25 protein-coding genes are annotated in these 23222 nt (G+C 67.0%); 10 read left to right on the forward strand and 15 right to left on the reverse strand.

Annotated elements, in window-relative coordinates; all coding sequences use genetic code 11:
• Window positions 1-3: 3 nt before the first annotated feature.
• Together purF and B5D62_RS08415 are read left to right on the forward strand one after the other, a co-directional pair.
• Complete coding sequence (purF, locus tag B5D62_RS08410) at window positions 4-1497, forward strand: amidophosphoribosyltransferase (protein WP_085933294.1); 1494 nt, start codon at window positions 4-6, stop codon at window positions 1495-1497.
• A gap of 4 nt (window positions 1498-1501) precedes the next feature.
• The gene (locus B5D62_RS08415) at window positions 1502-2221 is read left to right on the forward strand and encodes an SDR family NAD(P)-dependent oxidoreductase (protein ID WP_085933295.1); all 720 of its coding nucleotides are present in this window, start codon (window positions 1502-1504) and stop codon (window positions 2219-2221) included.
• A 5-nt stretch (window positions 2222-2226) separates the two neighbouring features.
• Here B5D62_RS08415 and B5D62_RS08420 read toward each other — a convergent pair whose 3' ends face one another.
• From B5D62_RS08420 to B5D62_RS08435, 4 genes are all read right to left on the reverse strand, one after another.
• Window positions 2227-3996, reverse strand: a complete 1770-nt coding sequence (locus tag B5D62_RS08420; protein WP_085933586.1) for a PQQ-dependent sugar dehydrogenase — start codon at window positions 3994-3996, stop codon at window positions 2227-2229.
• A gap of 211 nt (window positions 3997-4207) precedes the next feature.
• Window positions 4208-5647, reverse strand: coding sequence for a ribosome biogenesis GTPase Der (der, locus tag B5D62_RS08425; protein ID WP_085933296.1), 1440 nt, complete (start codon window positions 5645-5647; stop codon window positions 4208-4210).
• Complete coding sequence (locus tag B5D62_RS08430; RefSeq protein ID WP_170920834.1) at window positions 5634-6956, reverse strand: outer membrane protein assembly factor BamB family protein; 1323 nt, start codon at window positions 6954-6956, stop codon at window positions 5634-5636. Before B5D62_RS08430 ends, der begins: the two co-directional genes overlap by 14 nt.
• A 15-nt stretch (window positions 6957-6971) precedes the next feature.
• Complete coding sequence (locus tag B5D62_RS08435; RefSeq protein ID WP_170920835.1) at window positions 6972-7616, reverse strand: tetratricopeptide repeat protein; 645 nt, start codon at window positions 7614-7616, stop codon at window positions 6972-6974.
• Window positions 7617-7683: 67 nt separating this feature from the next.
• On the opposite strand from B5D62_RS08435, the gene B5D62_RS08440 reads away from it, so the two are divergent.
• Window positions 7684-8124 (forward strand): DUF2794 domain-containing protein, encoded by a 441-nt coding sequence (locus B5D62_RS08440; RefSeq protein WP_231714746.1) that lies wholly within the window; start codon window positions 7684-7686, stop codon window positions 8122-8124.
• A 30-nt stretch (window positions 8125-8154) separates the two neighbouring features.
• Here B5D62_RS08440 and B5D62_RS08445 read toward each other — a convergent pair whose 3' ends face one another.
• Both B5D62_RS08445 and B5D62_RS08450 read right to left on the reverse strand, forming a co-directional pair.
• Complete coding sequence (locus tag B5D62_RS08445) at window positions 8155-8379, reverse strand: hypothetical protein (protein ID WP_085933299.1); 225 nt, start codon at window positions 8377-8379, stop codon at window positions 8155-8157.
• Between the two features lie 271 nt (window positions 8380-8650).
• Entirely contained in the window at window positions 8651-8998 is a 348-nt protein-coding gene (locus tag B5D62_RS08450) for an ArsC family reductase (protein WP_085933588.1), read from the reverse strand.
• 161 nt (window positions 8999-9159) lie between these two features.
• Here B5D62_RS08450 and B5D62_RS08455 point away from each other — a divergent pair, with 161 nt between their 5' ends.
• The gene (locus tag B5D62_RS08455) at window positions 9160-10119 is read left to right on the forward strand and encodes a threonine ammonia-lyase (protein WP_085933300.1); all 960 of its coding nucleotides are present in this window, start codon (window positions 9160-9162) and stop codon (window positions 10117-10119) included.
• A 15-nt stretch (window positions 10120-10134) separates the two neighbouring features.
• On the opposite strand, the gene B5D62_RS08460 is transcribed toward B5D62_RS08455, so the two are convergent.
• Window positions 10135-10749 carry a GNAT family N-acetyltransferase gene (locus B5D62_RS08460; RefSeq protein ID WP_085933301.1) on the reverse strand — a complete coding sequence of 205 codons (615 nt, stop codon included), beginning with the start codon at window positions 10747-10749 and terminating at the stop codon, window positions 10135-10137.
• Between the two features lie 76 nt (window positions 10750-10825).
• Window positions 10826-11719, reverse strand: coding sequence for an oxygenase MpaB family protein (locus B5D62_RS08465; RefSeq protein WP_085933302.1), 894 nt, complete (start codon window positions 11717-11719; stop codon window positions 10826-10828).
• Window positions 11720-11855: 136 nt separating this feature from the next.
• Here B5D62_RS08465 and B5D62_RS08470 point away from each other — a divergent pair, with 136 nt between their 5' ends.
• Together B5D62_RS08470 and B5D62_RS08475 are read left to right on the forward strand one after the other, a co-directional pair.
• Window positions 11856-12200 carry an ArsR/SmtB family transcription factor gene (locus tag B5D62_RS08470; protein ID WP_085933303.1) on the forward strand — a complete coding sequence of 115 codons (345 nt, stop codon included), beginning with the start codon at window positions 11856-11858 and terminating at the stop codon, window positions 12198-12200.
• Window positions 12197-12664 (forward strand): SRPBCC family protein, encoded by a 468-nt coding sequence (locus tag B5D62_RS08475; RefSeq protein WP_085933304.1) that lies wholly within the window; start codon window positions 12197-12199, stop codon window positions 12662-12664. The genes B5D62_RS08470 and B5D62_RS08475 overlap by 4 nt, the downstream gene beginning before the upstream one ends.
• On the opposite strand, the gene gstA is transcribed toward B5D62_RS08475, so the two are convergent.
• Window positions 12646-13338, reverse strand: a complete 693-nt coding sequence (gstA, locus tag B5D62_RS08480; RefSeq protein ID WP_085933305.1) for a glutathione transferase GstA — start codon at window positions 13336-13338, stop codon at window positions 12646-12648. The genes B5D62_RS08475 and gstA overlap by 19 nt on opposite strands.
• Window positions 13339-13451: 113 nt before the next feature.
• Between gstA and B5D62_RS08485 the strand changes: the two genes are divergently transcribed.
• Entirely contained in the window at window positions 13452-14342 is an 891-nt protein-coding gene (locus B5D62_RS08485; protein WP_085933306.1) for a LysR family transcriptional regulator, read from the forward strand.
• Here B5D62_RS08485 and B5D62_RS08490 read toward each other — a convergent pair.
• The 6 genes from B5D62_RS08490 to B5D62_RS08515 all read right to left on the reverse strand — a co-directional run bounded on the left by B5D62_RS08490 (window position 14311) and on the right by B5D62_RS08515 (window position 20795).
• Window positions 14311-15570: an ABC transporter substrate-binding protein gene (locus tag B5D62_RS08490; protein ID WP_085933307.1), complete on the reverse strand. Its 1260-nt coding sequence runs from the start codon at window positions 15568-15570 to the stop codon at window positions 14311-14313. The genes B5D62_RS08485 and B5D62_RS08490 overlap by 32 nt on opposite strands.
• 44 nt (window positions 15571-15614) lie before the next feature.
• Window positions 15615-16448 (reverse strand): carbohydrate ABC transporter permease, encoded by an 834-nt coding sequence (locus B5D62_RS08495; RefSeq protein ID WP_085933308.1) that lies wholly within the window; start codon window positions 16446-16448, stop codon window positions 15615-15617.
• Window positions 16445-17323, reverse strand: coding sequence for a carbohydrate ABC transporter permease (locus B5D62_RS08500; protein ID WP_085933309.1), 879 nt, complete (start codon window positions 17321-17323; stop codon window positions 16445-16447). Before B5D62_RS08500 ends, B5D62_RS08495 begins: the two co-directional genes overlap by 4 nt.
• A 7-nt stretch (window positions 17324-17330) precedes the next feature.
• Window positions 17331-18488 (reverse strand): ABC transporter ATP-binding protein, encoded by a 1158-nt coding sequence (locus B5D62_RS08505; protein ID WP_139373767.1) that lies wholly within the window; start codon window positions 18486-18488, stop codon window positions 17331-17333.
• A gap of 121 nt (window positions 18489-18609) precedes the next feature.
• Window positions 18610-19710 (reverse strand): TauD/TfdA family dioxygenase, encoded by a 1101-nt coding sequence (locus B5D62_RS08510; RefSeq protein WP_085933311.1) that lies wholly within the window; start codon window positions 19708-19710, stop codon window positions 18610-18612.
• A gap of 107 nt (window positions 19711-19817) precedes the next feature.
• Complete coding sequence (locus B5D62_RS08515) at window positions 19818-20795, reverse strand: LysR family transcriptional regulator (protein WP_170920836.1); 978 nt, start codon at window positions 20793-20795, stop codon at window positions 19818-19820.
• Between the two features lie 250 nt (window positions 20796-21045).
• On the opposite strand from B5D62_RS08515, the gene B5D62_RS08520 reads away from it, so the two are divergent.
• The 3 genes from B5D62_RS08520 to B5D62_RS08530 all read left to right on the forward strand — a co-directional run bounded on the left by B5D62_RS08520 (window position 21046) and on the right by B5D62_RS08530 (window position 23183).
• Window positions 21046-22137, forward strand: a complete 1092-nt coding sequence (locus B5D62_RS08520; RefSeq protein WP_085933313.1) for a Dyp-type peroxidase — start codon at window positions 21046-21048, stop codon at window positions 22135-22137.
• Between the two features lie 427 nt (window positions 22138-22564).
• Window positions 22565-22795, forward strand: coding sequence for an AbrB/MazE/SpoVT family DNA-binding domain-containing protein (locus tag B5D62_RS08525; RefSeq protein WP_085933314.1), 231 nt, complete (start codon window positions 22565-22567; stop codon window positions 22793-22795).
• Window positions 22785-23183, forward strand: a complete 399-nt coding sequence (locus B5D62_RS08530) for a PIN domain-containing protein (protein ID WP_085933315.1) — start codon at window positions 22785-22787, stop codon at window positions 23181-23183. The genes B5D62_RS08525 and B5D62_RS08530 overlap by 11 nt, the downstream gene beginning before the upstream one ends.
• The last annotated feature ends 39 nt before the right edge of the window (window positions 23184-23222 follow it).

The following is a 23222-nucleotide window of genomic DNA, read 5'->3' on the forward strand; positions in this document are numbered from 1 at the left end:
TTGATGGTATCGGGCGCGGCCCCCAGATATAACCCCGCCGTGAACCCACATCACCCAGCCCACGACCTCGACAAATTCCACGAGGAATGTGCGCTGTTCGGCATCTACGGAACGTCGGATGCCGCCGCACACACCGCGCTGGGCCTCCATGCGCTCCAGCACCGCGGCCAGGAGGCCGCGGGCATCGTCACCTTCGACGGCCGTCATTTCCACAATCATCGGGCCGCCGGCCTGGTGGGGGACATCTTCGGCGAGCAGTCGGTGATCGCCACCCTCAAGGGTTATTCGGCCATCGGCCATAACCGCTACGCCACCACCGGCGGCTCGTCGGACCGCAACATCCAGCCGATCTTCGCCGATTTCGACTTCGGCGGCCTGGCGCTGGCCCACAACGGCAACCTCACCAACGCCTACCTCCTGCGCAAGGAGCTGGTGCGGATGGGCTGCCTGTTCCAGTCCACGACCGATACCGAGGTGATCAACCATCTGATCGCCCGTTCCAGCTACTCCCCCGTCGTCGATCGCATCATCGATGCCCTGGGCAAGGTCAAGGGCGCCTACTCGCTGCTCATGCTGACGGCCGAGGCGCTGTACGGCGTGCGCGATCCGATGGGCGTGCGGCCGCTCTGCATCGGCCGTCTGGAGGATGCCTGGATCATCACGTCCGAGAGCTGCGCGCTTGACATCATCGGCGCCCGCTTCGTCCGCGACGTGGAGCCGGGCGAGATCGTGATCGTCGACGGCCAGGGGCTGCGATCGATCAAGCCCTTCGCCAAGCAGCAGCGCCGCTTCTGCGTGTTCGAGCACATCTACTTCGCCCGGCCCGACAGCAAGATCGAGAATGTCGGCGTGTACGAGGCCCGCAAGCGCATCGGCATGGAGCTGGCGAAGGAAAATCCGGTGCCGGCCGATGTCATCGTGCCGGTGCCCGATTCGGGCGTGCCGGCGGCCATCGGCTATGCCCAGAAGTCCGGCATCCCGTTCGAACTCGGCATCATCCGCAATCATTACGTCGGCCGCACCTTCATCGAGCCGGCCGACCATATCCGCCATCTGGGCGTGCGCCTGAAGCACAACGCCAACCGGGCGCACATCGACGGCAAGCGCGTGGTGCTGGTGGACGATTCGATCGTGCGCGGCACGACGTCGATGAAGATCGTCGAGATGGTGCGCAGCGCCGGCGCCAAGGAAGTGCATATGCGCATCGCCGCGCCGCCGACCACCGATCCCTGCTTCTACGGCATCGACACGCCCGAGCGCGAGAAGCTGCTCGCCTCGCGCTACGACGTCGCTGGCATGGCCAAGTTCATCGGCGTCGATTCGCTGGCCTTCATCTCGATCGACGGCCTGTATCGCGCCATGGGCATGCCGGGTGGCCGCGATGCCGCCAATCCGACCTTCTGCGATGCCTGCTTCACCGGCGACTATCCGATCGCGCTCGACGATCTGAACGACACCGAGGACCGGCAGCTCTCCTTCCTGGCCGAGCCGGCCTGACGCGATGAGACTCAAGGGACGGATCGCGCTGGTCACCGGCGCATCGCGCGGCTTGGGCGCGGCGGCTGCACTCGCCTATGCCAGGGAAGGCGCGCACTGCATCCTGGTGGCGCGCACGGTGGGTGGGCTGGAAGCGGTGGACGACCAGATCCAGGCCCTTGGCGGCAGCGCCACGCTGGTGCCGCTCGACGTCACCGATGGCCCCGGCATCGATCGCCTCGGGCAGGCGCTGTACGAACGCTTCGGCAAGCTCGACATCCTGCTGGGCAATGCCGGCCTGCTCGGCATGCTGGCGCCGGTCGGCCATATCGAGCCGGACATCTTCGAGCGCGTGATGGCGGTCAACGTCACCGCCAACTGGCGCCTGATCCGCTCGCTGGATCCGTTGCTGCGCCAATCCGATGCCGGCCGCGCGATCTTCGTCACCTGCGACATCTCCCGGCGCGTCGTGCCCTATTGGAGCGCCTATGCCGCCAGCAAGGCGGCGCTCGACATGCTGGCGTCGACCTATGCGGCCGAATGCGGGCACACCAGCGTGCGCGTCAATCTCTACGATCCCGGCCCGCTGCGCACCAAGCTGCGCAAGGAAGCCTTTCCGGGCGAGAATCCCGAGACGGTGTCCTCGCCCGAAGCCCATGCCGAGGCGCTGATCGAACTCGCCCTGCCCTCGTGCGCGCTGAACGGCGAGTGGGTCGCCGGCCACCAGGACGATTCGACCGGCTGATCTCGTCAACCGCCCTGTCCATGGCCGTTGTTGGCGTGGCTGATGGCCCAGACATAGGCGGCAACGGCGGCAAGATCGGCTTGTGTGAGGGAGCTGCCGCCCATCGGCGGCATCACGCCCTGGTAGCGTTTGGGCTGGGGCACGCCCTTGGCGATGACTCCCTCCAATCCTGACAGACTGCCGTCACTCCACATCCACTGGCCGGATTTCAGCGACGGACCGACCGGCGTGCCGCCGGCATCCGAGCCGTGACAGCCGCTGCAGGTCCCGTTGCTGGCCTCGCCATGGAAGATGCGATCGCCCTGCGCCACCTGGTCGGGGCTGGAACCCGGTGGTGTCGGCAGCGGAACCGAGGCACGACCCGCATCGGGATGCGTGCCTTCGGGTGGCACCGCGCCTTGCGCTGCCGTGGTCATCGTCGTCGGCGAGGGTGCCGGCGCGACCTTGTCAGACCCATCTCCCGTGTAGGTGATGCGCCAGATGCGGCCATGCACGTCGTCTGAAACGTACAGCGCGCCGTCCGGAGCGACGGCGAGCCCGCTCGGTCGGAACGCTGCCCGACCCGGCTCCTTGTAGGCGCCGGCGAATCCATCGGCGAAGACGACATACGGCCCCGATGCCTTGCCGTCGGCCAGAGGCTGGAAGACGACGTTGTAGCCGCCCTGCGGCAGGGGCGCGCGATTCCACGATCCGTGGAAGGCGATGAAGGCCCCGCCGCGATAGCCGGCCGGGAACTTGCTGCCGAGATAGAGGGCGAGATCGTTGGGCGCCCAGTGTCCGGGGAAAGCCGCGACCGGCGCCGTGCGCTGTGCGCAGAGGCCGACCGTCTTGCCGCCGTCTCCGCCATATTCGGGCGCCAGCACAAGCTTGTTCTGCTCCTGATCGTAGTAGCACTCGGGCCAGCCATAATCGGCGCCAGACCTGAGCTCGATCAGCTCCTCGGCCGGCAAGTCCGCGCCCTGTTCGGCGGTGTAGAGCTGCGGCCAGTTCTGGAACAGCTGGTCGCGACCGTGCTGGGTCGCGAACAGGCGGCCGGCGGCGTCGAAGGCGAAGCCCTCGCCATTGCGAATGCCGCTGGCGTAGCGCTGCGCCGGAGAAAAGGTCTGGCCAGTCTTGTTGGCATCGAAACGCCAGGTCCCGGCCCGCGTCTCCTTCTCGGTGCAGGGCGACAGGCCGCGTGAACCGCGGATCCGGTTCTGGGCCTGGCAGGCATTCGTCGCCGAGCCCGAGTCGACGAACAGGTTGCCCTTGGCGTCGATGACGAAGGGATGCATCGGATGATCGCCGGTGAGCGGCATTCCGGACACGACCACGGTTGGCGATCCGGTCGGCACCATCTGTCCCGCCGGCAGGGCGTAACGCAGGATGCGGTCGCCCTCCTCGACATAAAGCCCACCGTTGTAGAGCGCGATGCCGGTGCCGCCGCTGGCGCCGGCTTCATGGGCGGTGCCGAACCGTTGCACGACATCGGCACGGCCGCTGCCCTTGGTATCTCTCAGGGCGCGCAGGAAGCCGCCCGGCGGTGCCGGCGAGGCGGCGTAATAGCGGCCGCTCCACGTGTTTGCGTAGAGCGTGCCGTCGGGCGCGACCGCCATGTGCCGCACGTGACCGAGATTGTCGGCGAATATCGTGGCGCAGAAGCCGGGCGACAGGGACAGGCCACTATTGTCACCGGGGCAGGAGGACGTCCGCGGCGAGCCGGGGCCGCCTGCGCTCTGGGCGACGGCCTGGATCGACAACAGGCCCGCCGCCGTCACAAGCGTCGTCACAAGCATTGTCAGGACGCCAGCCACAAGCATGCCGCGCCGAGTAGAAATCTTCATGCTCAGCTCCCTGGTCGCGCCCCGCAGGCACGACGTATTCACCGACCACCGCGATGCAATGCGGCAGCCGTGGAGGACCGATCACGATTTCTTGTGAGCCTGTTCTGTTGCGCTGATCGTGCGAGGTCTTGATCGGCGCTGCGCGCAGCGCCGCGGCCGGCAGCTAGCGCTTGCGGGCCCGGCTGGCGTAGGGGTTCTTCGGCTTGCGCATCGTCACGCGGATCGGCACGCCCGGCAGCCCGAAATCGTCGCGCAGGCGGTTGATCAGGAAGCGCAGGTAATCGTCGCCCAGCTCCTCCGGCTGGCTGACCGAGAGGATGAAAGTCGGCGGCCGGATCTTGATCTGGGTCATGAAGCGCAGGCGGATGCGGCGGCCGTTGGCCAGCGGCGGCGGATGCAGCGTCTCCATCTCGCGCAGCCAGCGGTTCAGCTTCGGCGTCGGCACGCGCTTGTTCCAGATCGCGTAGGTCTCGAACACGGCCGGCATCAGCCGGTCCACGCCCCGCCCGTTGAGGGCGGAGATGCCGACGATGGGCACATCCTTCACCTGGGCGAAGGACGCCTCGAGCCGGTCGCGCAGCTTGCGCCAGGCCTTGCTGGCCGCGCTGCGATCGTCGGCGAGCAGATCGGTCTTGTTGACCGCGATCACCAGCGCCCGGCCTTCCTCGATGACCCAGCCGGCGACGGCGAGATCCTGCTTCTCGGCCATGTTGGCGGCATCGAGCACGACGACGCAGACGTCGGCGAGGCGGATCGTGTCGAGCGTATCGGCGACCGAGGCGGCCTCGAGCTTGGCCTCGATGCGGCTGCGCCGGCGCATGCCGGCGGTGTCGACCAGGCGGACCTGACGGCCTTTCCACTGCCACTCGACGCGGATGGCATCGCGGGTGATGCCGGCCTCCGGCCCGGTCAGCACGCGCTCCTCGCCCACCAGCCGGTTGACCAGCGTCGACTTGCCGACATTGGGACGGCCGACGATGGCCAGCAGCAGCGGCCGCTTGGCGAGCTCGGCCTCGCTCGGCCCCTCGGCACCCTCGCCGTCCTCGAATTCGTCGTCCTCTTCCTCGGGCATCGGCTCGATGTATCGGGCCAGCGCCTCGTGAAGATCGCTCAATCCCTCGCCATGTTCGGCCGAGAACGGGATCGGCTCGCCGAGACCGAGACCGTGCGCCTCGGCCAGTCCCTGCTGCCCTGCCCGGCCCTCGCATTTGTTGGCGACCAGGATCACCTTGCCGGCGCGCTTGCGCAGCCAGCCGGCGAAAGCCTCGTCGAGCGGCAGCACGCCGGCGCGCGCATCGATCAGGAACAGCACCACCTCGGCCGTGTCGATGGCGCGTTCGGTGAAGCGCCGCATGCGCGCCTCCAGCGCCTCGCCGCCGGCCGTCTCCCAGCCCGCCGTGTCGAGCAGCGTGAAGGCCAGATCGCCGAGCTGGGCGGGCGCCTCGCGGACGTCGCGCGTTACGCCCGGCGTGTCGTCGACGATGGCGCGACGGCGGCCGACCAGGCGGTTGAACAGCGTCGATTTGCCGACATTGGGCCGCCCCACGATGGCGACCCGCGGGCCGTCGCGGCCGGAGGAGCGATCGTCGTCAGCGGAGCGCAATGAGCCTGCCCGAATCTGTCAGGATATAGATCGTGCGGTTGGCGACGATCGGCGCCAGGCGCGCCGAGCCACCGGCCGAGATCTTGCCCATGACGTCGCCGGTATAGGGCGAGAGAACCACCACGTCGCCGCTCGTGCCCGTCACCAGCAGGCGATCGCCGGCCAGCACCGGCCCGCCCCACAGGATCGGCTTCTGCCGCTTGGCGTCGAAATACTGCGTCAGTGGCGTGACCCATTTCACCTTGCCGGCGGCGCGGTCGATGGCCACCACGTCGTCCGAGTTGGTCAGCACGAACAGGTACGGTCCGGCCACCCACGGCGTCTGGTAGCCTCCGAAATTGCGCTCCCAGCGCCGCTGCCCGGTGGACAGGTCGATGGCGATCATCTGGCCGGCGCTGCCCATCGCGAACACCATGCCGCGATCGATCACCGGCCGGCCGCGGATATCGGCCAGGTTGCCGAAGGCGCGCGACTCACGGCTGCGGCCGACCAGCGATTCGTTCCAGGCGGCGCGGCCGTTGTTGACGTAGAGCGCCACCAGCTCGCCGGAGCTGAAGGGCGCGACGACGAGATCGCGCGCGGCCGCCGGACTGTTGCCGCCGACATAGCGGGAGACTTCCTGCAAGCCGGAGAACGACCACAGGTCGGCGCCGTCGGTGGCGGCGAGCGCGTGCAGCTTGTTGTCGATGCTGACGGCGAAGACGCGATCGGCGAAGGCCAGCGGCGAACCGCGCACCGGCGCCTTCACCGTCGAGTGCCAGATCTCGTTGCCGGTATTGGGATCGAGCGAGAACACCTCGGCGAAGCCGGTCGTCACGAACAGCCGGCCGCCGTACCAGACCAGGCCGCCGCCGAACTCGTCGGCATCGCGCGTATCCTCGGGCTGCAGCGTCACGCTCCACAGGCGCTGGCCGGTATCGGCGTTGAAGGCCGAGACCGTGCTCTGGGCGTCCTTCACGAACACCTTGCCGTCGACCACGACCGGCGGCGTGGTGAGGATGCGGTCGGAGCTGGTGCCGGCGCCGATATCGGCCGACCACGCCACCTGCGGCTGCGCGGCGATGTCGAGATGCTGCATCGCATAGTCGGCATAGCCGCCCGATTGCGGCCAGGAGGGATTGGCGAAGGGCGGCGGCACCTGGACCGCGGGCGCATCGTTGTCCGGCGTCACGTCGCGGCGATCGGAAAACACCGACACGCGCTCGCCCGGCAGCGGCGGGCCTTTCTTGTCGAACAGGCTGCAGCCCGTGAGGGAGGCCGACAGCAGAACGGCGGAGAGGAGGACGCGGTGATCAATAAAACGCAGCACTGTCGACATCGCCTGTTACTTCGCCCCCTGCTCGTCCGTGAAATTGAGCAGCGCCTGCGCGCGTTGGATGGCGCCCGGGGGCGCGGTTGGATCCTTGACGATCTCGGCCCACAGCTCGCGGGCGCGCTTGAGGTCGCCCTTGCGCTGCGCCTCCAGCGACTGCAGCTCGAGCACGCTGCCATGGAAGGCGTGGTTGGGCGCGGCCAGCGGCTCGAGGCTGGCGATCGTCTCGGCCCCCTTGGGCGTGTCGACGCTCTGGAAGCCGGCGATCACCTGCGCCAGCTCGTTCATCGGATCGGGCAGCTTCGGCGCAACCGCCTGCAGCGCCGCGACGCGATCCTCCGCCTTGTCCTGGAGCTGCGCCGCGGTCATCGCGGCCAGCCAGCGATAGGGATCGACCGCGCTGGCGGCGAGCTTGTCCAGCTCGGCCCGGGCGGCCGCATTGTCCTGGCCGATCTTGGCCAGCGCCGCCGTGTAGGCCTCGCCGGCCGCGGCCCGCTGCGAGAACTGGTACTGGCGCCAGCCGACCACGGCGGCGACCGCCACCACGAGGACAACGACACCCGAGACCGTCAGGGTCCCGTAACGCTTCCACCAGGCTTTGATCTCGTCCTGCCGGACGGCATTGTCGACTTCGTGAAAGGCAGCGGAGTCGGACACGCAGGGCTCCCGATTATTGCGGAAAATCAACAGCTTCAGCGGCGGTTCATAGCCCCGGGGCGCAACTTTGGCAAACCATCGCGTCGCGCAGGGCTGGGGATCGACCGCGACGCTTTACCCCCGACAGGGCATCTGCAACAATTCGGTCAAACGGCATGATCCCCTCCCTGCCTGCATGACCAATCTCTACCGCCTCGCCGATCAACGGGCCCGCCGCCGCATCGTCTCGTTCGATCGCCGCGAGCTGTCGCGCCTGCTGAATCTCTACAGCATGCGCGTGGCCAGCGGAGAATGGCGCGACTATGCCATCGACTTCCGGCCCGGCATGGCGATCTTCTCGATCTTCCGCCACACCGCCGAGCAGCCGCTGTTCGCCATCGCCAAGGTGCCGGGCACCAGCGGCGGCGGCTACATGGTCTATAACGGGCCGCGCAAGCTGGCGCACGGCGACAGCCTCGAAGACGTGCTGCGCGTCTTCGACCGCAAGCTCAGGCTGCTGCTGAGCTGATCCGAATCGGAAGCCCGTTCAGAAGCCCGCTTACTTGACGCCGCCCGGCGTGGTGGCGGCACCGATACCCGCACCCAGCGCCGCGCCGGCCAACGCCGGTCCCAGCAACGGCCAGCCGGCCAGCGCGCCGACGGCCAGGCCGGCGCCGGTACCGATGGCGCCGCCGGTGACGGCACGCTGCCCCCAGTTATCGCCGCAGCCGGACACCGACAGGGCCAGGGGGACCAGAATCAGGGCAAAGACCTTCGTTTTCATGGCCAGAACCTCGAGAGGGAAAGGCGGCCGCAGACAGCCGCTGGCAATTATTGCGGCCATCGCAGGGACGACCGGATGTTGCTAGCTTGTTTGTTTTGATCCGAAACGTCAAGGAGCGGTTTCAACCCACTGAAAGATATATCGAATCTTGATTCATTGTGCCTGCCACGATAAGCGCGATCCCGCTCCGGAGACCAGGGACCTTTTTGTGACCGGGGAAGCTCGGTCTGTGCTGGTAACCTCGGCCGGTCAGCGGAGGGGCAGCTGTGGATCAGCCGAGGGTCTGCTGGTAGGTCTCGGGCTTGAACCCCACCAGCAGCGTCTTGCCGCTTTCCAGCACCGGCCGCTTGATCATCGAGGGCTGGGCCAGCATCAGGGCGATGGCCTTCTTCTCCGTCAGCCCGTCCCGCTCCGCCTCGGGCAGCTTGCGGAAGGTGGTGCCCGACCGGTTGAGCAGCGTCTCCCAGCCCACGCGCCCCGCCCAGCCCTCCAGCCGAGCCCGATCGATCCCGGCCGTCTTGTAGTCGTGGAAGGCGTAGGCCACGCCATGGGCGTCCAGCCACGCCCGCGCCTTCTTCATCGTGTCGCAGTTCTTGATGCCATAGATCGTCGTCGTCACGCGCACTCTCCCGGGAAGATCGGCGGCGGAGAATATCAGACGCCTGATCGATTTCCCGCAGGTCCCGACCAAGGCGAAGAGATACAAGGAGATGTCTTCCGGAAATCGAGCCGCGCAGGCACAGACGGGGTGATATCGATCACCGGCACGAGGGGGACGACATGCGCCTGGACATCGACCGCATCGAAACCGCGGCTGCGGCCATCAGCGCTGTCTTTCTCAACACGCCACAGTACGTTTGCGAGAGTTTGAGCCGGGCGCTGGGCTGCCGGATCGTCCTCAAGGTGGAAACCCTCAATCCCGTACGCTGCTTCAAGGGACGCGGGACCGAGGTGGTCCTGGCCCGACTGCAGGCCAGAGGCGACACGACGTCGGTTGTCTGTGCTAGCGCCGGTAATCTGGGCCAGGCGCTCGCCTACGGCGGTCGAACGAGAAACTTCGATGTTACGGTTACGGCGTCCGCCACGGCCAATGCGCTCAAGGTGGAGAAGATGCGGATGCTCGGAGCGAAGGTGGTCCTGGTCGACGGAGGAATCGAAGTCGCGCTCCAGGCGGCTCAGGAGCACGCGGAGAGGACGGACGCTTTCCTGGTGGAGGACAGCAAGAACCTCGATACTTGCGAAGGCGCCGCAACGATCGGGCTCGAACTTGCGGCGCTGCCTCACCATCTCGATGCAGTCCTCGTCGCGCTGGGGGCCGGAGCGATGGCGACGGGCGTCGGATACGTGATGCAGTGTCGACGGCCCGGCGTCGAAGTCGTCTCCGTCCAACCGCGCAATGCACCGGCGATGACCCTCTCCTACCACGCCGCTCGAGTCGTGGATCCTGGCGTCCCGAACACCATCGCCGACGGTGTGGCCGGTCGTTACGTGATCCCGGAAGTTCTCGATGATCTGCGGGCCGTCGCCCATGACGCCGTGCTGGTCACCGAGGAGAGCATCAAGGAAGGCATGCGCCTTCTCTACGTGCACGCGGGACTGATCGTCGAGCCGGCGGCCGCGCTGGGCGTTGCGGCCCTTCTCGAAGCTCCGCAGCGATATGCCGGCAAGACGGTGGCGACGATCCTCTGCGGCAGCAACGTCGCGACCAAGGACTTCGAAGCCTGGATCAGGATGCCCTGACCGCCGGGCATCGCATCAATCCCGCCCCATCCACACCGTGCGGCCTTCCGACAGGTCCGGCGGCGTGACGGGCAGGAAGCCCATCCTGCTCCAGAAGGCCATCCCTCGGACGTTGGCCCGGTTGACGCCGACATGCGTGGCCCGCGCGCCCTGCTCCTGGGCCCGTTGCATCCACGCGTGAAAGAGCCGGGTCCCCAGCCCTCGGCCCTGCAGCCGCGGTGCCAGGTTGAGATGGAGGTGCGCCGGATAGTGCCGGACCACCTCAAGAGGCGCATGTTCGGGATGGTGGATCATGGCCATGCGCCGTTGATCCGGCGTCCATTGGCTGCGCGCATCCGGATCGGGCGCGGGATAGCGCTGGCGCAACAGCGGCCACCAGCTTCGCTCCAGCCGCTCTTGCCACGCCACGGTATCGACGGCGCCCAGGACGAAGCCGCCCACCCCTTCCGCGTCGGCCGCCACCACGACGAGCTCCGGCGCGAGCATCGCATAGGGCGCAGAGTAGATGGCCCCGACGAGGCGCTTGTCGCGATAGAGGTGCGAGGCATCGCCGCCGGCATCCGCCGTCGCCAGCGAGATGGCATAGAGAGCGTCGAGATCGGTTGGCTCGTAAGGCCGTACTGTCAGCACTATCCCCCTCCGCGACCCGCATCTCATGCCACGCTCAGCCTGACACGGCGCTCTCGACAACATCAATGATCGAACGTCACCGGTAGAGATAATCCGCCGGCAATCCCAGGCGCAGGCAGGATTGCACGGCCGGGCTCGATCGCAACAGGACACGGTCGGCAAGTCGGCCGATCAGGCGGACCACCGGGCGTTGCCAGCGGTGCAGGCCGGCGCTGTCGTCGAGGCCGAGGCGCTGGCGGATCCAGGCCGGAACGAGATCGACGGCGGCGCGGATCAGCAGGCGCTGAAGCGGGCGCAGCGGAGCCGGAAGCACAGGTGCGCGGCGCATGATGTCGAGGAACTCGAACGGGATCGGCGAGGCCTGCAGCCGATCGCGCTTGCTGTCGATCAGGTCCATGACGGCGGCCCGCGACAGTGGCGCATCGATAGCGCCGTAGAGACAGGCCGAGGCTGCGCCTTCGCCATACAGGCGATCGAAGCCTCGCTCGCCCAGCGGCCGCACATAGCGATCGTAGGCCTCGGCGAAGCCGAACGCGGCGGTGGCATGGACCCAGCGGAGCAGCGCCGGATCGTTGGCCTCGTAGATCTCGCCCGCCGGCGTCCGCCCCCGCACCCGGGCATGCAACCGGCCGACCTGGGCGATCATCGCCTCGGCGGTGCGACGCGGGCCGTAGACGGTGACCATCGCGGCAAGGCCGGTGCGCCGCAGCCGTGCAACGGCATCGCGGCGAAAGCTGCTGTGCTCCCAGACACCGCTGCGCACGGCGGGATCGGCCAGCTCGAGGATCACCGCCGCCACGCCGCCGACGAACAGCGCCACCGGGTTCTTGAACACGCGCCACGAGACCGAGTCCGCAGCCGTAAGCGCCGGCTCCCCGGCCGGGCGGCTGAAATCGATGGCAGGGCCATCGTCGGGCTGGACGAGATCGTGCGCCAGCGCATCGAGGAACGGCAGGACAAGGACGGCCATGATCCTCACATGGGCATGGCCGGCGCGACGGTCCACCGGAAAGACCGCACTGTCGCGAGGGGAAGCGAGATATGCAATACTTAGGCGTTTCCCTAAGTATAAATCTAGCCTAAAGCGTTGCCAGAAGGACACGACGATGACGACGACCACCGCCCAGCCGATCGACAGCGTGTTCCGTGCGCTGGCCGATCCCACCCGCCGCCTCGTGCTCGAGCGGCTGAGCCAGGGGCCGGAGTCGGTGAGCGGGTTGGCAGCGCCGTTCGACATGGCCCTGCCCTCTTTCGTCGAGCATCTGCGCGTCCTCGAAGACTGCGGGCTGGTGCAATCCAGCAAGACCGGCCGCGTGCGCACCTATCGGCTGATGCCGAAGCGCCTGCGGCTCGCCGAAGACTGGCTCTCCCGGCAACGGGCGATCTGGGAACAGCGGCTCGACCAGCTCGATGCCTACCTCTTGGCCCTCAAGGAGAAACGCTCATCATGACGAAGCCAGATCCCAAGCTCGACCTCGTCCTCGAACGCGTCGTCGACGTGCCGACCGCGCTGGTGTGGGAGGTTTGGACCAAGCCCGAGCATCTCAAGCACTGGTTCGTGCCCAAGCCGTGGACGATCGCCAAGGTCGAGATCGATCTGCGCCCCGGCGGCGTCTTCAACACCGTGATGCGTTCGCCGGAGGGCCAGGAGTTCCCCAACAACGGCTGCTTCCTCGAGATCGTCCCCGAGCGCCGGCTGGTCATCACCGATACGCTCCTGGCCGGCTGGCGCCCCTCGCCCAACCCGTTCTTCACCGCCATCGTCGACATCGTGCCCGAAGGCAAAGGCACGCGCTACACGGCAACCGCCCTGCATCGCGACGAGGACGCCCGCAAGAAGCACGAGGAGATGGGCTTCCACGGCGGCTGGGGCACCGTGCTCGACCAGATGGTCGCTTACATCAAGGCGATGTGACCTCGGAACGCGGGATCTGCGCTGGCGCAGTTCCCGCAATTTCCGAAGGTCGCACGATCATCGGGGCTGGGACGCGCCCCGTCCGCCGCCAGCGCGGCCTGCACGGCTGGGCGGCGGCCGACTCGTTCCATGAAAGCCGCGATGGCGGGCCAACGATCGAGATCGATGGCGAAGCGATCCATCCAGCGCAGCACGGTGAACAGATAGCTATCGGCCACGCCGAAGCGCTCACCCATGAGATAGTCCCGATCGGCGAACGTGGCGGCGAGGGTGTCGAACCGCCGGAACAGGCGCTCCTTGAAGATCGCCTTCACCGTCTCGGGAATGGCCGCGTTGAACAGCGGGCTCGCCCCGGCATGGATCTCGGTGGCGATGAAGTTCAGCCATTCCTGCAGCCGCACGCGTTCCCACGTGCCATTCGCCGGCGCCAGTCCGGCTTCCGGCTTGAGATCGGCAATGTATTGCACGATGGCCGGCCCCTCGGTCAGCACCTCGCCGTCGTCCAGCTGCAGGGCAGCGACATAACCCTTCGGATTGACGCCAAGGAAATCGCCACCGTCGGCGGTCTTCTTCGTCTTGTTGTCCACGCGCACCAGATCGAACGGCAGGCCGAGCTCGCGCAGGACGATGTGCGGCGACAGCGAGCAGGCGTCGGGGGCGAAATACAGCTTCATGCGACTCTCCAAAGGCGCGGACCGACGACCGGCCCGGCACGAGACGCAAATTGACGCGAGCCTTGATAAAAGTAAAATTACTCGGTCACTATTGTGCTAGTAGTGTTACTAATATGAATACGAGTCATCTGCGCAGCCTGGTTGCGCTTTCCGAGGCCGGCAGCTTCACCGCGGCAGCCGCAGAGCTTGGTGTCACGCAATCGGGCGTCAGCCAGGCGATCGCGGCGCTGGAGGAGACTCTTGGCGTAGCGCTCGTGGTGCGTCATCGGCGCGGCGCCGATCTGACCGCGGCCGGCGAACGCGTCGTCGCCCATGCCCGCGCCGCCCTCGACGCGCTCGGCCGCATCCGGGCCGAGGCCGATACGGTGCATGGCCTCGCCAAGGGAACCATCCGTCTGGCCGGATTCCCCAGTGTCTTCGCCACGCTGCTGCCGCCTCTTTTGCGCCGGTTCCGCAGCCGCCATCCTGAAGTGCGCGTGGTCGCCCTGGAGACCGACGATCGCGAGGTCGAGACCTGGCTCGCCAAAGGCAAGGTCGATCTCGGTGTCGTCCTGAATCCGGCACCGCGCCGCGCCGCCGCGATCCTCGGACGCGATGCCTGGGTGCCGATCTTCCCCAGCGCCCATCGCCTGGCCCAGCGGTCCGCGGTGAGTCTCGTCGAACTCGCCCGCCAGCCGTTCGTGCTCGCCACCGGCGGCTGCGACGTCCATGCCGGCACCTTGGCCGCGGCGGCCGGAACGTCCCTGGCGGATGTCCAGATCGAAGTGCGCGACTGGACCAGCGCCATCGCCCTGGTGCGCGAAGGCGCCGGCGTCGCCCTCGTGCCCGAATCCACCCTTCCGGAGTCGCGGCGGGGCCTGCGGATCGGGACGCTCAGTACGCCCCTTCATCGCACCTTCGGACTCGTCGTCTCTCCCGTCCGCGAGCCCTCCGCCGCCGTCCGGACCTTCATCGCCGCGGCGAAGGCGGATGCTACTTCGGCAGCAGCGCCTGGACCTGGGTAGCGGACCGCTGCAGCGCCACCTCCGGCGTGGCCTTGCCAGCCACCACCGCTTCCATGTTGTCGTAGATGACCTGGATCGCCTTCAGGCTGTTCTCGCCCGGAAAGCCGAGCCAGGGCCGCGTGCGCGCGAGCTGCGAGATGGCCGTGCGCATGTTGGGATTGTTTTTGTAGTAGTCGCCCAGCAGCTCGGGCGTATCGATGGCGATCTGGTTCGAGGGCATGTAGCCGATATGGCGCACCATGATCGTCTGGCCGATCGGACCGGCGGCGAACTTGATGAAGTCCCAGGCCGCGGCCTGCTTCGCCGGATCCTTGGCGAAGATCATCATCGTGCCGCCGCCAGATACGATCTTGGAGTCCGGGCGCGGGCTCGGGAACGGCGCGGTGCGCAGCTCGAAGCGCTTGCCGACCTTGCCCATCAGGCTGTTCACGCGCGCCGACGAGCCGAGATAGAATCCGATCTGGCCAGCGATGAAGGCCTGCGTGCCCTGGTCGTCGGTGAGATTGGGCATGCCGCCTTCGGTGACGAGGTCGCGCAGGATCTCGAAGGTCTTGAGGCCCGCCGGCGTATCGAAGCCGACCTTCTTGCCGTCGGCCGAGAGCATCTCGCCGTCATGCGTGAACAGCAGCTCCTGCCACAGGTAGTTGCCGGTGGTCGTCCACAGCATGTAAGCGCCGTGCGTGTTGCCGGCCGGATCGGTGATCTTGTGCGCCAGCGCCAGCAGCTCAGGCCAGGTCTGCGGCGGCGCGTCGGGATTGCCGCCGGCCTTCCGCAGGAGATCGACGTTCATGTACAGGATCGGCGTCGAGAGCGCGAACGGCAGCCCGTAGAGCTGGCCATTGACCTTGCCGGTCGAGATCATGCCGGGGACATAGCCCTGCTTGTCCCAATCGGCTTCCTTGCTGACGAAGCCATCGAGCGCCACAGCGAGCTTGCGATCGACGAACAGGTGCATGAGGTTGGTACCGTTGAAGGCGACATCCGGCATGCTGCCGGTGATGGCGCCGCGCAACACGGCGCTGGCCGTTTCCTCGTAGGCCTTGGTTGGCGCCAGCAGCTTGACCTGGATGTCGGGCCGCTTCTCGGCGAAGGCCTTCACGATCTCCTCGATCGGCGCCTGGTAGAGATAGGGCTGCGGATAGAGCACCGTGATCTCCACCGCCAGCGCGGCACGGCCGCTGGCGACAGCCGTCAGCAGGAGAATGAACGGAAGGAGGAAGCGTCTCATCGAAAGGTACCTGTTGTCGTGAAAGGGGTTGCGGAAGCGTGCGGTCACTTCGAGCCGGTCCAGCTCAATCCATCGAGGAACCGGCGCTGCGTCAGGATGAAGACGAGCAGCAAGGGAGCGGCGATCATGATCGCGCCGGCGAGCAGCGGTCCGTAATCCGATCCGATCTCCTGGACCTGGAACAGCATCACGCCGAACGGCGGCGTCGCCTTGTCGCCCGACGTCACGACCACCGATGGCCACAGCAGGTCGTTCCAGTGGGCGACGAGGGAGATCATGATCAAGGCGCCGATCGCCGGCGTGATCAGCGGCACCAGGATGCGCGCGAGGATCTCGACCTCGCCCAGCCCGTCCAGCCGCGCCGCTTCGATCAGCTCGTCCGGGACCCTGAGGAAGGCCTGGCGCAGCAGGAAGATGCCGAGCGGCGAGATCGTCCAGGGCAGGATGAGAGCGGCATAGGTATCGATCAGCCCGAGCTGCGCCGCCATGATGAACAGCGGCAAGGCCAAGGCCGCCGGCGGCACCACCAGCCCGACAAGCACCGCCAGCCAGATCAGGCGCAGACCGACGATCCGGCCCTTGGCGAGGATATAGGCGCAGGGGATGGCGACCAGGACCTGGCACAGGATGATCGCCGCGCACACCACCACGCCATTCACCAGGAAGCGCAGCAGCGGCGACGCCGTCAGGGCGCGCGCGTAGTTCTCGAATCCGATCCAGCGACTTGGGAGCAAATGGAACTGGGGCGAGAAGACGTCTTCGGCCGGCAGGAAGGAGATGCGGATCGCCCACAGGAGCGGCAGCAGCACCAGCATGGCGCCCGTCGCCAGCAGGAGATGCCGGACGATGCCGACCAGACGCGACGAGGGCTGCATCATCGGCCGCCCCGCGCCCGTGTCAGGTAAAGCTGCAAGAGGCTCAGCAGCAGCACCGCCGCGATGAACAGGACCGTCGCCGCCGCCGCGAGGTTGGTGCGGAACAGCGAGAACGCCTCCTGGTAAATGAAGTAGAGCGCCACCAGCGTCGACTTCTCGGGCCCGCCGCGCGTCATGATCGCCACCGTGTCGAACACGCGCAGCGCGTGGATGGAGCTGAACACCAGGACGAAAGCAGTGATCGGCGCGAGATGCGGCAGCGTCACGTGCCACAGCCGGTCGAGCAGAGTGCCGACGCCATCGAGCGCCGCCGCCTCGTGCAGCTCCGCCGGCACGGTCTTCAGGCCGGCGAGGAAGAACAGCATGGCGAATCCTGCCTCGCTCCAGATACCGATCAGCCCGAGCGCCGACAGCGCGCGATCCGGGTCCTGCAGCCAGTTGCCCGGCGTCAGGCCGACCAGACGCAGGATCTGCGGCAGCGCGCCGACCGAGGGGCTGAGCAGCATCTGCCAGGCCACCGACATGGCCGCGAGCGTGGCGACCGACGGCAGGAAGAACAGCATCCGGTAGAGCGCCTGCCCACGTCGGCATTCGGCGATCAGCAGCGCCGCCACCAGCCCGGCGACCGATGTCGCGGGAACGACGAACACGACATAGCGCGCGGTGTTCCAGACGGCGGTCCGGAAGTCCGGCTCGTCGAGCAGGGTCACGAAGGTATCGAAGCCAACGAACGCCGCCGCGCCGCCGCCGAGATGCCAGTCCGTGAAGGCCGTGGCGACGACCAGTGCCAGCGGCGCCAGGATCAAGGCCAGCAGCAGGACGGTCGCCGGTGCCACCATCAGATAGGGCGCCAGGCTCGCATCGCCTCGCCTGTTCATGGCACGCTCAGCCACGGGCGTAATCCGCCATCCGCACCGGTGTCGACTCGAGACGTGCCCCGTCGCGCGTGAAGAACAACGCCTCCTCCGCCGCGATCGCGACCCGCGCCTCGTCTCCGGATCGAAGGCTCGTCGACTGCCCGCTGCGGGCGATCAGGGCCGGCGCCAGGCTATCGCCCCTGCCGAGATGAACCAGCCCGTCGTGACCGTGATCTTCCACCCGCACCACACGCAGCACAGGGCCGGACAGCTCACGAGCCGGACCGAGCCGGACATGTTCCGGTCGCACCGCCACGGTGACCGTGTCGCCCGCCGGTGCCGCAAGCCGCGTGTCGAACAGGAAGCTGCCCGTATGGACGCGACCCTGCGCATCGACGATGCCCTCGAAACAGTTGATGGTCGGCGTGCCGACGAAGCGCGCGACCTCGAGCGAGACAGGATTGCGATAGATCTCGGCCGGCGTATCGAACTGGGCAACCCGCCCACCCAGCATCACGGCGATGCGATCCGAGATCGCCAGCGCCTCGCCCTGGTCATGCGTGACGAAGACGCAGGAGAGGCCGAAGCTGCGCTGGATCTGGACGATCTCCTCGCGCGCCTGGGCCCGCACCTTGGCATCGAGGCTGGACAGCGGCTCGTCCAGCAACAGCAAACGGCTGTCGCGGATCAGCGCCCGGCCGATCGCCACCCGCTGCCGCTGGCCGCCCGACAGACGGGCGGGCACGCGGTCGATCACCTCGGCGATCGCCAGACGCGCCGCCAGATCGTCGACAGCGGCATCGATCTCGCGTTCGATGGTGCGCACGGACTGGGAAAGACGCAACGGACTGAACAGGCGCTGCCATCGACCGAGTCGCCGCACGCGCAACGGCAAGGCCATGTTCTGGCGACCGGTGAGATGCGGATAGAGCGCGAGCGACTGGAACACCATGGCGATGTTGCGCGCGCCCGGCGCCAGCCGGGAGACATCGCGGCCGCCGATCTCGATCGCCCCTGTATCGGCGACCTCGAGGCCGGCAATAATGCGCAGCAGCGTCGACTTCCCGCAGCCCGAAGGGCCGAGCAGCGTCACGATCTCGCCCTCGCCGATGTCGAGATCGATGCCGGACAGAACCGAACCGGCTCCGAACGACTTGGAAACGCCACGCACAACCAGAACCGACACCGGCAACTCCGAATCGAAAACACGCCCAAGGGCCAAGTCGTATAGGCCCACGACTTGACCCTTTCTTTTCACTGCCCGTCGCAGAAAGCGGGAGGCGGTGCCTCCCCGCCCTATCGACGTCTCAGGCGAAGGCCGGTGTCAGCGGCTCGAGCGGGATCGTCAGCGCCTTGCGGTTGGGGATGTTGACGCCGCCGCGCACGGTGCCGCGCTCGATGTGGACCCAGCGTTCGGCGATTGCCGGATGCAATTCGCGACCGTCCGGCAGGGAAATCCAGATGCGCATGAGATGACGCTTCTTCGCCACATCCGGCCAATCCTCAAACGAGGTGCGCGAATGGAACACGACGTGATTGTGCACGAACTGGAAATCGCCCGGCTCGAACGGGATCTTGACCGCGAATTCCGGCTCACTGCAGATCGAGAAGAAGAGTTCAACGGCCTGCCATTGCTGGTCCGTCATCTTCGGCGCCTCGTCGAAGCGGCGCGCCGAGTTGAGATATTCCTGAAGCGGCGCGTAGCCAGTGAACTGACCGTCCTGCCACATGAAGACGGGAATGCGCATCCACGGGAACTTGCCCTCCGGCACCTCGCCGCGGCGATCGACCGTCACGGGCTGATAGAGCGCGCGGCAAAGATCGGGGGCGCGCCGCATCATCTCGTCGTGCACGGCGATGCCGCTCACCAGAGCGCTTTCGCCCCCGGTCATGGCCGTGTGCAGGCAGACCAGTCCGACCACGTCGCAGGAATCGGAGTGGAACGACAGGCCGGCCGACGTCTGTGTCAGGCGCTTGTTGTAGTCGTCGACCTTGGTGCCGATGTCGATCACATGGCCGATCATGTGGCCGTTGCGATTCTGCGGGACGACGTCGCCGATATGCGAGGCGAGGCCCCAGTAAATCCGCATCACCGTGTCGCGATCGTATTTGTGGACCGGCAGGCCGCGCAGATAGCCGAAGCCGAAACGATCCATGATGTCGGTGCGCAAGGCCTTGATCTTGGTCGCGAGCGTGGGCAGCGGGAAATGCTCCTTGCGCAGGTCGAGCACGTTGTCGACGACCGTCTTGGAATGGGCGGCGGCCGCTTCGAGTTCGGCCACCTCCTGCCCGGTCAGACGATGGATCCAGGACGGATCGGCCGCGAGATCGGCACTCTTCCAGGCCAGCCTGCCGCCGATCGGACCGGGCGCGGACTCGAGCGCGAGCGCGACGTTCGGATTGTTCACGATGATTTCCCTTCTGAAGCTATCGCCCCGCCGTCTTGCAACGGGTGCCACGCCGCGGAAGGTATTGGCCCAGCAATACGCTTCGATAACAAAGCGCGAGGCAGAGCTTATCGCTCGGCATCGGCTTCTCTTATGAGAGGGGACTGATCGAGGACGGGCGGCTGCAGCGACTGCGCCGCCGACCGGATCTCGGCCAGCAGCGCACGCAGGCCGGCATCGAGCACCTTGTCGGTCCGCAGGACCAGCGACAGATGCCGATGGACCGGGCGCACCAGCCGGCGACAGACGATCGTCTTCTGCCCCGACGACGCCGCGAGGCTCGGGATCAGCGATACGCCCAGCCCGGCGCCGACCAGGGTCTTGATGGCCTCGATGCTGCCCAGCTCCATCGCCGGGATCGGTCGGATGCCCTCGGCCTTGAACCAGGCGTTGATGATGCCGCGGGTGCGGCCGGCCGGTTCGAACAGGATCAGCGGCACGCGCACCAGATCCTGCGGCCGCAGCATCTTCGGCAACTGGTATTCGAGCTTCTTGGGCAGGATGCCGACCAGCTCCTCCTCGAACACGGGCTCCATGTGAATCGAAGGATTGGCGCGCGACACCTCGCCGGTCACCAGCGCCACGTCGATCGAGCCGTCCTCGACCGCCGCCACGATCTCGTCGGTGTTGCCGGTGACGACCAGGATCTGCAGGTTGGGCATCTGGGCCTGCGTCCGGGCCAGCGGCCCGGGCAGGAAATGGATGCAGGCCGTGGCCCCCGTCCCCAGCCGCACCAGCCGCGAATCGCCCTCCCGGAAAGACGCGATCGTCGGTTCGATCTGGTCGATCGCTGACAGCGCGCGGCGGATCGGATCGATCAGGGCCCGTCCCGCCAGCGTCGGCAGCATGCGGATGCCGACGCGCTCCATCAGCCGCACCCGCAACAGCTTCTCGAGCTCCTGCAGTTGCTGGCTCACGGCCGGCTGCGTCACGCCCAGCGCGCGCGCCGCGGTCGAGGCGCTGCCATTCTCCGCCGTCAGCAGAAATGCCCGGAGCTGGCGCAATGTCAGCGCCGTCTTGACCTCGCTTCTCCGCTTGCCTGTCACGCCCCGGTCCGTCGACTGCGGGCCGCAGGCGCGCGCCCCTCGGCGGCGCGCCACGACCCATAAGCCCTATCCAAGCACGGCCTGAAGAATCTCTTATGACAGCGACGCGCCCGCTATAGTCCGAAGCCGGGCGTCCCGGGCCGGATTCGGGCCGGCGCGCCGACGCTCCCTGCAATTGCTCTTCACCTCTTGCCGCCCCAAGATGCCGGCCCCCGATCGAAGCCCCAAGGAGTAGTGCGTGCCGTCCACGATGTCCCAACCGGTCGCTGCGCCGCTGACGCGCGCCGCCATCTTCCTCGTCGTGACCATCAACGACGGCGCGGAGCATGAAGCCGCCGTGAAGAGCCTGTGCGCCGACCTGTCGGCCCTGCAGCGCGCGGTCGGCTTCCGCGACCTCGACGGCCGGCTGTCCTGCATCATGGGCATCGGCTCCGAGGCCTGGGACCGGCTGTTCGGCGCGCCGCGGCCGAAGGAGCTGCATCCCTTCCGCGAGATCAAGGGCAAGCACCACGCCGTCTCGACTCCGGGCGACCTCATCTTCCACATCCGCGCCATGCGCATGGATCTCTGCTTCGAGCTGGCGGCGCTGATCATGTCGCGCCTCGGCCCCGCCGTCGCCACGGCCGACGAGGTGCACGGCTTCCAGTATTTCGACGACCGCGATCTGCTGGGCTTCGTCGACGGCACCGAGAACCCGGTCGACCAGGAGGCGCTCGACGCCACCCTCATCGGCGATGAGGATCCGGCCTTCGCCGGCGGCAGCTACGTGATCGTGCAGAAGTACCTCCATGACCTCAAGGCGTGGGAAGCGGTGCCCGTCGAGCAGCAGGAGAAGATCGTCGGCCGTACCAAGCTCTCCGATGTCGAGCTCGACGACTCGGTGAAGCCCTCCTACGCCCACAACGCCCTGACCGTGATCGAGGAGAACGGCCAGGAGCTGTCCATCGTGCGCGCCAACATGCCGTTCGGCGAGATCGGCAAGGGCGAGTTCGGCACCTACTTCATCGGCTACGCCCGCTCGCCCAGCCGCATCGAGCGGATGCTGGAGAACATGTTCATCGGCCGGCCGCCCGGCAACTACGACCGCCTGCTCGACTTCAGCCGCGCTGTCACCGGCACGCTGTTCTTCATCCCGACCGCGGGCTTCCTCGACACCGTCGCCCCGCCCGCCGCCGCCCCCGGGCCGACCGGCCCGGCCCCGGAAGGCGAATCGAGCACGTCCCTCCCCGACAGCGGAACGGACGCCGCGGCCGCGCCCGAGTCAGCGCCTGAGCCAGCGCCCGAGGCCCCGGCGGGATCGCTCGGCATCGGCTCGCTGCGCAAGGACCCCGGCGCGGAATAGCGCGCCGGAACAGATACTGCTTACAGCCATCCTGTGAGACGCGCCTTCGGTGCCCTTCAGGATGAGGGCACAGGGTGAAGTATCGGAGATCCAGGCCTCCTCTTCACCGTGAGGAGGCCGCGCAGCGGCTGTCTCGAAAGGTGGCAACGAACGTCCTGGCCAATCCGCTCCGCGGGCGCACTCTGTTACACAAAAGCACTAGCGCTAACTGCGCTAACTGGCGGTATCACCCCCCGAGATCGACAGCCGCAGGGATGCGGTACTCGCTGGACCATAGGTATGTTCTTCCAAGTGCACGGCGATCTCATGGCGAAAATCGCAACGAAAATAGCAATATGAAGAACAAATGTCGAGCGGTTCTCACAACCACCGTTGAAATCAGGCGCGCGGATATACATTATTGGATGTATATCAAGGAGCCTCAAATATGCGCGTTGCCAAATGGGGAAACAGCCTTGCGGTCCGCCTCCCCGCCTCGGTCGTGGACGCCCTCGAACTCAAGGAAGGCGACGAGATCGAGATCGATGTGGCGGGAAGCCGACAGTTTGCGGTGAAGCGCTCGCCCGGACGCCAGGAGTTGCTGAAGCAATTGCGCGCCTTCCGAGGTCGCCTGCCCGCCGACTTCAAGTTCGACCGGGACGAGGCGAATGCCCGCTGACTTCTTCGACAGCAATGTCCTGCTCTATCTCGCCTCCAGCGACACGCGCAAAGCCGATCGGGCCGAAGCCCTGCTGGCACAGGGTGGCGCCATCAGCGTCCAGGTCCTCAACGAGATTACCAATATGGCCCGGCGCAAGATGCGCCTCTCCTGGGAAGAGACACACGCCTTCCTCTCGCTCTTGCGCGGCGCGCTCACGATCCATCCGGTGACGATTGAGACACACGCGACCGGACTGGCGTTGGCGGAGCGCTACACTCTGTCGACGTTCGACGCGATGATCGCGGCGTCCGCAATTCAGGCGGGATGTGAGACGTTGTGGTCGGAGGATATGCAGGACGGAATGGTGCTCGATGAGCGAATACGAGTGAGCAATCCCTTTCATTGAGGAAAAGTAAGACCACAAATAGTCCGGCAAGAGCGTAAG

The sequence above is a fragment of the Enhydrobacter aerosaccus genome (genome assembly GCF_900167455.1).
Lineage (GTDB): Bacteria > Pseudomonadota > Alphaproteobacteria > Reyranellales > Reyranellaceae > Reyranella > Reyranella aerosaccus.